This is a genomic window from Planktothrix tepida PCC 9214 (assembly GCF_900009145.1).
GTDB lineage: Bacteria > Cyanobacteriota > Cyanobacteriia > Cyanobacteriales > Microcoleaceae > Planktothrix > Planktothrix tepida.
Window position 1 is genome coordinate 1 of record NZ_LN889781.1, and the last position, 7,700, is coordinate 7,700.

Annotated in this window: 8 protein-coding genes and 1 pseudogene; 7 read left to right on the forward strand and 2 right to left on the reverse strand. The window is 37.1% G+C overall.

Annotation, left to right across the window (positions count from 1 at the left end; translation table 11 throughout):
• The 6 genes and pseudogenes from PL9214_RS32150 to tumE form a co-directional block, all read left to right on the forward strand.
• Positions 1-165, forward strand: a pseudogene (locus tag PL9214_RS32150) (glycosyltransferase family 2 protein); the annotation flags it as partial.
• A gap of 204 nt (positions 166-369) precedes the next feature.
• Entirely contained in the window at positions 370-2,256 is a 1,887-nt protein-coding gene (locus PL9214_RS03225) for a CHASE2 domain-containing protein (protein ID WP_072717412.1), read from the forward strand.
• 47 nt (positions 2,257-2,303) lie between these two features.
• Positions 2,304-3,074: a DUF928 domain-containing protein gene (locus tag PL9214_RS03230; protein ID WP_072717413.1), complete on the forward strand. Its 771-nt coding sequence runs from the start codon at positions 2,304-2,306 to the stop codon at positions 3,072-3,074.
• Between the two features lie 15 nt (positions 3,075-3,089).
• A complete protein-coding gene (locus PL9214_RS03235) occupies positions 3,090-4,901 on the forward strand; it encodes a CHAT domain-containing protein (protein WP_072717414.1) in 1,812 nt (603 codons plus the stop codon).
• A 159-nt stretch (positions 4,902-5,060) separates the two neighbouring features.
• Complete coding sequence (gene tumA, locus PL9214_RS03240) at positions 5,061-5,291, forward strand: antitoxin TumA (protein ID WP_072717415.1); 231 nt, start codon at positions 5,061-5,063, stop codon at positions 5,289-5,291.
• On the forward strand, positions 5,278-5,670 hold the full coding sequence (tumE, locus tag PL9214_RS03245) for a toxin TumE (protein WP_245824162.1): 393 nt from the start codon (positions 5,278-5,280) through the stop codon (positions 5,668-5,670). Before tumA ends, tumE begins: the two co-directional genes overlap by 14 nt.
• Before the next feature lie 48 nt (positions 5,671-5,718).
• On the opposite strand, the gene lepB is transcribed toward tumE, so the two are convergent.
• The gene (lepB, locus tag PL9214_RS03250; protein ID WP_072717418.1) at positions 5,719-6,306 is read right to left on the reverse strand and encodes a signal peptidase I; all 588 of its coding nucleotides are present in this window, start codon (positions 6,304-6,306) and stop codon (positions 5,719-5,721) included.
• A gap of 113 nt (positions 6,307-6,419) precedes the next feature.
• Positions 6,420-7,316, reverse strand: a complete 897-nt coding sequence (gene crtR, locus PL9214_RS03255; protein ID WP_072717417.1) for a beta-carotene hydroxylase — start codon at positions 7,314-7,316, stop codon at positions 6,420-6,422.
• Between the two features lie 136 nt (positions 7,317-7,452).
• Between crtR and PL9214_RS03260 the strand changes: the two genes are divergently transcribed.
• On the forward strand, positions 7,453-7,700 hold a 248-nt coding region (locus PL9214_RS03260), incomplete at its 3' end, for a hypothetical protein (protein ID WP_139294954.1).

Here is a 7,700-nt window from a genome sequence, read left to right on the forward strand (position 1 = left end):
GAAGCGGGATTATTTGATTGTCAATTTAAACAATATGGTTGGGAAGATTTAGAACTAGGGGTTAGGTTAAAAAAATTAGGCTTAAAATTAATAAAATTCCCTGATGCTGTCGGATATCATTGGCATCCAGCTTTTAGTTTAGAGCAATTACCAAAATTAATAGATTGAGAAATTCAACGGGGAAAAATGGGGTTTTATTTTATAAAAAACATCTTTTGCTGCTGATCAGGAGTTGAAATAAAACTCCAGGTTATCCACCACACAATTTGCTAAACTTGGGGTGTAAATACCAATTTATATAAAAGAGTAGTTCTAAAATCAATCAAAGATTACTATTGTATTATATCCCTTGATTTAGACAAAAAAGACATGAGTAAATACCTTAATAAAATTTTGAGTTTGCAAGGCGTGATTTTCAGTGGAATTACTCTCATTACTTTGTTCAGTATTCGTCAGATTGGAGGGTTACAACCATTAGAATTAAAAGCTTATGATCTAATGATGCGATCGCGTTCTGACCCTGGAGTTGATTCACGGTTACTGATTGTTGAAATTACAGAAACCGATATTCAAATGATTAAACAATGGCCGATTCCTGATGGAATTTTAGCCCAAGTTTTAGCAAAATTACAACAACATAAACCCCGCGCCATTGGCATTGATATCTATCGAGATATTGCTGTCCCTCCGGGTCATTCCGAATTGGTTCAAAAACTGCAAAAACCGAATATTATTGGTGTTACTTTTATGGGGAATCAATGGGTTTCTTCAATTTCCCCACCCCCAACCCTTCCTGATGAACAAGTGGGGTTTCTAAATATTCCAATTGATCCCGATGGAGTCGTGCGTCGTCAATTAATATTCGCCAAGGATAAAAAAACTATATTAACGGCTTTTTCTCTGCAATTAGCTTTACTTTATCTCAAAGGTGAGGGAATTTTTCCAAAACTTAATCCTAAAGGTCAATATCAATTAGGAACTGTTGTTTTTGATAAATTGCAATCTAACTCAGGAGGATATCAAAACATTGATGCAAAAGGCTATAAATTCTTGCTCAATTATCGAACGCCTAAAAAAATTGCACAGACTGTGACATTAATGCAGGTTTTAAAGGGCAATTATAAACCTGAATGGGTTCAGGATAAAATTGTTTTAATCGGAACGAATTCCTATAGTGTGAAAGACAGCTTTTTAACTCCCTATCACAACAGAAATATTCAATTTCAGGAAATGCCTGGAGTGGTGGTTCATGGTCAGATGGTCAGTCATATTCTGAGTGCTGTTTTAGATGGAAAACCTCTGTTTAGATTTTGGTCAGAACCTGGGGAATGGTTATGGATAATCATCTGGGGAATTTTAGGAAGTTATTGGGGATTGAAAATTAAGCATCCATTAATTTTAATTGCAGGTAATTTTATGGGATTCATCATTTTATTTGGAGTCAGTTATGAGTTATTTTTACAACTTTTTTGGATACCTGTTGCTGCTCCGGGTTTAGCCTTTATTTTAACTTTTAGCGTCACAGTTATTTATCAAGATTGGGAATTTCAACAGCAGCAAAAAATCGTTATGAAGCTATTAGGGCAACAAACTTCATTAGAAATTGCTAATGCCTTATGGAATGAGCGATCGCATTTAATTAATTTAGGGTTTTTACCGCCCCAAACTTTAACAGCAACTATTCTATTTACAGATTTAAAAAATTTTAGTACCATTGCAGAAAAACACTCCTCAGAAGCCTTAATGAATTGGTTAAATCAATATCTGAGTTTGATGACAGATATTGTCTTAAATCATCAGGGAATTGTGAGTAAATTTACTGGGGATGGATTAATGGCTGTATTTGGAGTTCCTGTCCCTCGAACCCATTTAAAAGATATTGCTAAAGATGCGGAAAATGCTGTTGATTGTGCTTTAGAAATGGGTCAATGTTTATCCGAATTAAACCAAAAATGGCAACAACAAAAATTACCTGTGGTGGGAATGCGAATCGGGATTTATACTGGGACTGTCACCGTCGGCAGTTTAGGGGGAAAAAATCGCTTAGAATATGGGGTAATTGGGGATAGTGTTAATATTGCTTCCCGTTTAGAAAGTTGTGAGAAAGACCGTCATGTTGGAGAATGCCGAATTTTGACGACAAAAGAAACGTTAATTTACTTACCGAAAAAATACAATGTAGAATCTTGGGGAGAGTTAACTTTGAAGGGAAAGGAAAAACCTGTTGAAGTTTATCAAGTGTTAGGGCTAAAATAAAATTGTTTTTCAGATAAAAATCAAAATTTTCTTGGAGAGAAGGTGCAATGGTAAAATTATTATTCTCGATTCCATTAAGTTTAAAAATTTTAATATTAAGTTTAGGGTTCTGGGTGATTCCTGTTCCCATAAACGCTGAACAAACTCCTGTAGTTCCCTATGATACAGAAGGCGGTACAGAAGACACAAAACCGGGCGGAACACGATTAATTCCCGATTACCACAAAAAGCCTGGTTTGAGACGAGATACACAACCCGGCAGAACACGAGATCAATGTTTGACTTCAGAGAATCTTAAACCTCTAACTGCTTTAGTTCCCAAAAGTGACAAACAATTAGAATTAACAATTTCACCCCATCCGAGTTTATTAATTTATTTCCCTCCCAGCCAAGCTCAAACGGCTGATTTTGTTATTTATAATAATAACACAAATCAACTCGTTTATAAAAGTACCTTTGATCTGCAAAAAAACGGAGGAATTTTAAGGATTACCTTGCCTCCCAATAGTCCTGAATTACAAACAGAAATCCCCTATCGTTGGACAGTTCAACTCAATTGTCCGGGTTCTAATCCTCCCTTTATTCAAGGATTGATTCAACGCAATATTCCCACACCTGAACTCACCCAAGAGTTAGCAAAAAATCCAACAAATCAGCATTGGTTAATTTATGCTAAAGCCGGAATTTGGCATGATGCGATCGCCAATTTAGCAGAACAACTTCGCCAAAATCCTAATGATCAACAATTAAAAGAAAATTGGCAAAAACTCCTGAATGAAGTGGAATTAAATTTGATCGTCACTGAACCCTTGATTTAACTAAAAATCAATACTATGAAACTGCAACATTTAGGATTAACAACCTTATTCACCTTATTAACTACCCTAACCCTAACAGAACATCCCAGCCTGTTTTTCTGGGAATCATTACAAATAGGGAATGGGGTATTTGCCCAAACCGTTACAGAACAAAAAGCAGAAGCAGACCGATTATTAGATCAAGGAGTACAACAATTTGAAAGCAGCCAACATCAAGCCGCAATTCAGTCATGGGAAATGGCATTAAAAATTTATCATGAAATTGGCGATCGCAAGGGAGAAGGGAATACTCTCAACAGTTTAGGCTGGACTTTGTTTAAATTGGGTAATCTTCCTGAAGCAGAAAAACATCTATTCGCGAGTCTTGAAGTTAAAGAATCTCTGCGACAAAATATTAAAGATGATATTAATAAAGTGTCTTTATCCGAAACTCAACGTAGTACCTACAATACACTTCAACAAGTTTTAATTGCTCAAAATAAAATTAATCAAGCTTTAGAAGTTTCTGAACGGGGGCGGGGGAGAGCTTTAGCGGAGTTATTAGCCAAACGAATTACTCCTGATTCCAGCCAGTTTTCTCCGGTAGTTTCTTTAGCACAACTTCAAAAAATTGCTAAACAAGAAAAGGCAACAATCGTTGAATATTCTTGGGTAGGGGATACATTTTCTATAGAGGGTAAACAACAAACCCAAGAATCAGAGTTATATATTTGGGTGATTAAACCAACGGGAGAAATAGAATTTAGACGCTCTGATCTTAAACCGCTATGGCAACAACAAAACACCTCTTTAGGTCGTCTCATTTTTGCAGCCCGTTGTTTTAATAATGATGCCTGTAAAAGTGACTTTACTCTGGCTTCTGCCAGAGGGGAATTAACTCGATCCCAGACCCGCAGTAGTGGTTTATTTAATGCCGATGCTGCTGCTCTATTACAAGCTACTCAAAATATACCGATTTCCTCTTCTTCTCAACAAAAAGAATTTCAACAACTTTATCAACTTTTAATTCAACCCATTGGAGATTTATTACCCACAAATCCCGATGAACGAGTTATTTTTATTCCTACCGATGATTTATTTTATCTGCCCTTTGCTGCCCTACAAGATGAAACTGGAAAATATTTAATCGAAAAACATACTATTGTTGTCTCCCCTTCTATTGCAGTTTTAGAGTCTACCCATCAAAAACGGCAAAATTTATCAAATTCAGCCTCAGATATTCTAATTATTGGCAATCCCCAAATGCCTAAAATTGCACCGAGTCCAGGGGAAGAACCTATAGCTTTAAAACCCTTACCTTTTGCAGAAAAAGAGGCAATTTATATTGGAGAATTATTGAAAATACAACCCTTAATTGGGGCAAATGCAACGGAATCAACGGTATTAAATCGCATGGCAAATGCTCGAATTGTTCATTTTGCCACTCATGGAATATTTGATAACCAAAATCCCTTAAATAGTGGAATAGCCTTAACTCCTTCCGGTTCAGAAGATGGATTATTAACGGCGGATCAAATCTTTGGGTTAAAATTAAATGCAGAATTAGTAGTATTAAGTGCCTGTGATACAGGGTTAGGAGAAATTACTGGAGATGGAGTGATTGGTTTATCTCGTTCGTTTTTGAGTGCGGGAGTTCCCAGTTTAGTTGTGTCGTTGTGGTCAGTGGATGATCAAGCTACAGGGGAATTAATGACAGAATTCTATCGAAATCTACAAACCACAAAAGACAAAGCCCAAGCGTTAAGACAGGCAATGTTAACCGTTAAAAAGACTAATCCGAATCCCTATTATTGGTCAGCGTTTACGTTAATGGGTGAGGCGTTGTAGGGGTTGGAATTCATTGTATAGCAGAAATAGGAAATAGGGTAAAAACGTTTGATTGTCTAGGTTTCCTATTTTCTGTTATTATTGTATAATTATATTAACTCCGCAATATTGATTGCATTTGTTTCCCTCCTTAGAGATCCCTATAAAAACAAAAAATCTATGCGTAAACAAACCATTCAATATACATCACCGTTAGATGCCTTAGTTGCTGTTGCTAAACGACTCAGCTTATACGAAAACCAGCAAAAAATTGACTCAGAGGAATTCTTTAACCAATATAATCGCGGTTTTTTATCCGATGATATCCTATTTATAGAATGGGCTAATGATTATCGTCATTACCTTGCTTTACATCAGGAACTCGCCCAAAGACTTAATGATGTTACCTAATATTTTATCGGATTACCTAGTTCAGATTGAGCAAGCTATTCTATACAGTAGCAATATTTATGTTGAGCGTTATGAAGAAGAAATTTTAACTCCAAAACGGGCTAATCTAAGAATTAGATTGCGTTTCAATCAGACTCACCTACTAGAAATTAATGAAGCAATCATCGTTGCAGATAATCAATTAGATTTCCTCGATTACCGTTACCATTTTCAAGATGAAAATAATTGCCTAATTTTTCGCTATGACAGTACGCCTCATTTTCCCAATCTCCCAAACTTTCCCCATCATAAGCACTTGCCAAATGATGTGATTGCTTCTGAAAAGCCTGAAATCACTCAAGTGTTAAAAGAAGCAACTCAGATATTAGCATCAAATTGAATCAATCTAGCTACGTCTATTTAGATTTACTAAAGATTTTAAAACAATCTAAACTCCTCCAAATCGTTCAATAGGCCAAAACCGGAATACAGCCCGCCCAATAATATTTTCTTTGGGAAGAAAACCCCAAACATGGGAATCATTACTATCATTGCGATTATCTCCCATAACAAAATAGGAATTTTCGGGAACTTTCACGGGGGGTAATTGATAATGGGGTTCTTCCGCAATATATCGTTCAAATTGGGGCTGATTATCAATATAAACCCGACCATTTTTAACTTCTACAATTTCACCCGGTTTACCAATAATCCGTTTAATAAACGCTTGATCGGCTGCATAGCCAATCTCTTGTAATTGGGTGGGAGGATTAAACACAATAATATCGCCAAATTGAGGAGAATCTAAATAATAGGAGACTTTTTCAATCACTAAGCGATCGCCAATTTCTAAAGTCGGAAACATGGAGTCTGAAGGAATAAACCGAGGTTCAGCAATAAAGGTTCTAATCAATAGGGATAATCCTAATGCGATCGCTAAAATTAGAATATTCTCTTTAATTTTATCCAAATTACTTTTTTCTTTCTGATTTTGGGGTTTTGAAGTTTGACTTGCGGTTTTTTCTTCAGATTTCATGGTTTCTTCCCAGAATATCATCATCTCTTCAAATAAATTAAGAATTAAGAACCTCTGTTCAATAGCGATTCTTAATTCTCAATCTTAATCCCTTGAACTTCAAGGGTAAAGGTTTAATTTTCCGTTGAGGATTTACGAGGGTGAAAACGGATTCCTAAAAAGACATCATAGAGAAAACTCCAAAAGTCTTTTTTCCCTTCTAGGATTCCTAAAGTTTGGGGGGAACCTTTTTCATCTAGTAGGGGTTTCATAAATTCATAAGTTGGCTTGTAATAATACCAAGGAATAGAGGGCCATAAATGATGAATTAAATGGTAATTTTGCCCCAAGATTAACAGATTTAAAATCGGACTTGGATACACCCTAGCGTTTTTCCAACGATTGCGTTCTTGAAAAGGGCGATGGGGTAAATAGTCAAAGAATAAACCCAAGGCTATCCCGACGACTAAAGCCGGACAAAACCAGAAGTTTAGAATATAGTCAAGAAACCCATAATGAATCGAGATGCTAACAATCGTCACCACAAATAAGCGGCTCAAAAACCACTCCAGAAGTTCATACTTTTTCCAGAGTTTACGTTTGAAGAAAAACACTTCATGGTAAAAGAACCGCGCCGCGATTAACCACAGAGGCCCACCTGTGGAAACAAAATGATCGGGATCATTGTCTGGATCATTAACATGACAGTGATGTTGGATATGCACCCGTGTAAACACGGGAAAAGCGAACCCTAACATTAAAGCACTACCATGTCCTAATACCGCGTTGAGAATGCGGTTTTTGTGGGCAGAATTATGGGATGCGTCATGAATCACTGTCCCGGAAAGGTGCAGCGCCAAAACATTAATCAAAAAACAACACCAGTCTGGCCAACCCCAACGCCAGTATCCCAACGTGGAATAGATCACCAGGGCTACTGCGACGAAAAACATCAGTAGCGTAGTGTTAAAACCACCCTCTGGGGTGAGGTATTCTTTGGGGACTGTCAGTGGCTTGCTTGCCTCCGACATTACGGTTTGCACTCCTTGAAGTTTCACACCTGAGTATTTTATGAGAAAAGTAACAGATTGTAAAGATTTATGAAAGAGCTAAACAGGAACGTAACAGCTTAAAATACCACGATTTTATCCCCAGGAGGAAATATTTATGTCTCGTTCACTATTTCGCCCATCCTTACTCGGACTCGTAAGTTTATCCATTACCCTATCACTAATGGGTTATCCAACTGAAGTTAAGGCTCAACCCACCTCGAATAATTCTCGCTCTCAGTGGCTAAGTTTACCGAGTTTAAGGGATTTACTGCAACTCCGCCGCAACACCGAGAACTCTCAACAACCCATTCAGGTTTCCCCCCCCAATTCGACACAAACTCCTGCACCTCAAACCCTTCCCCC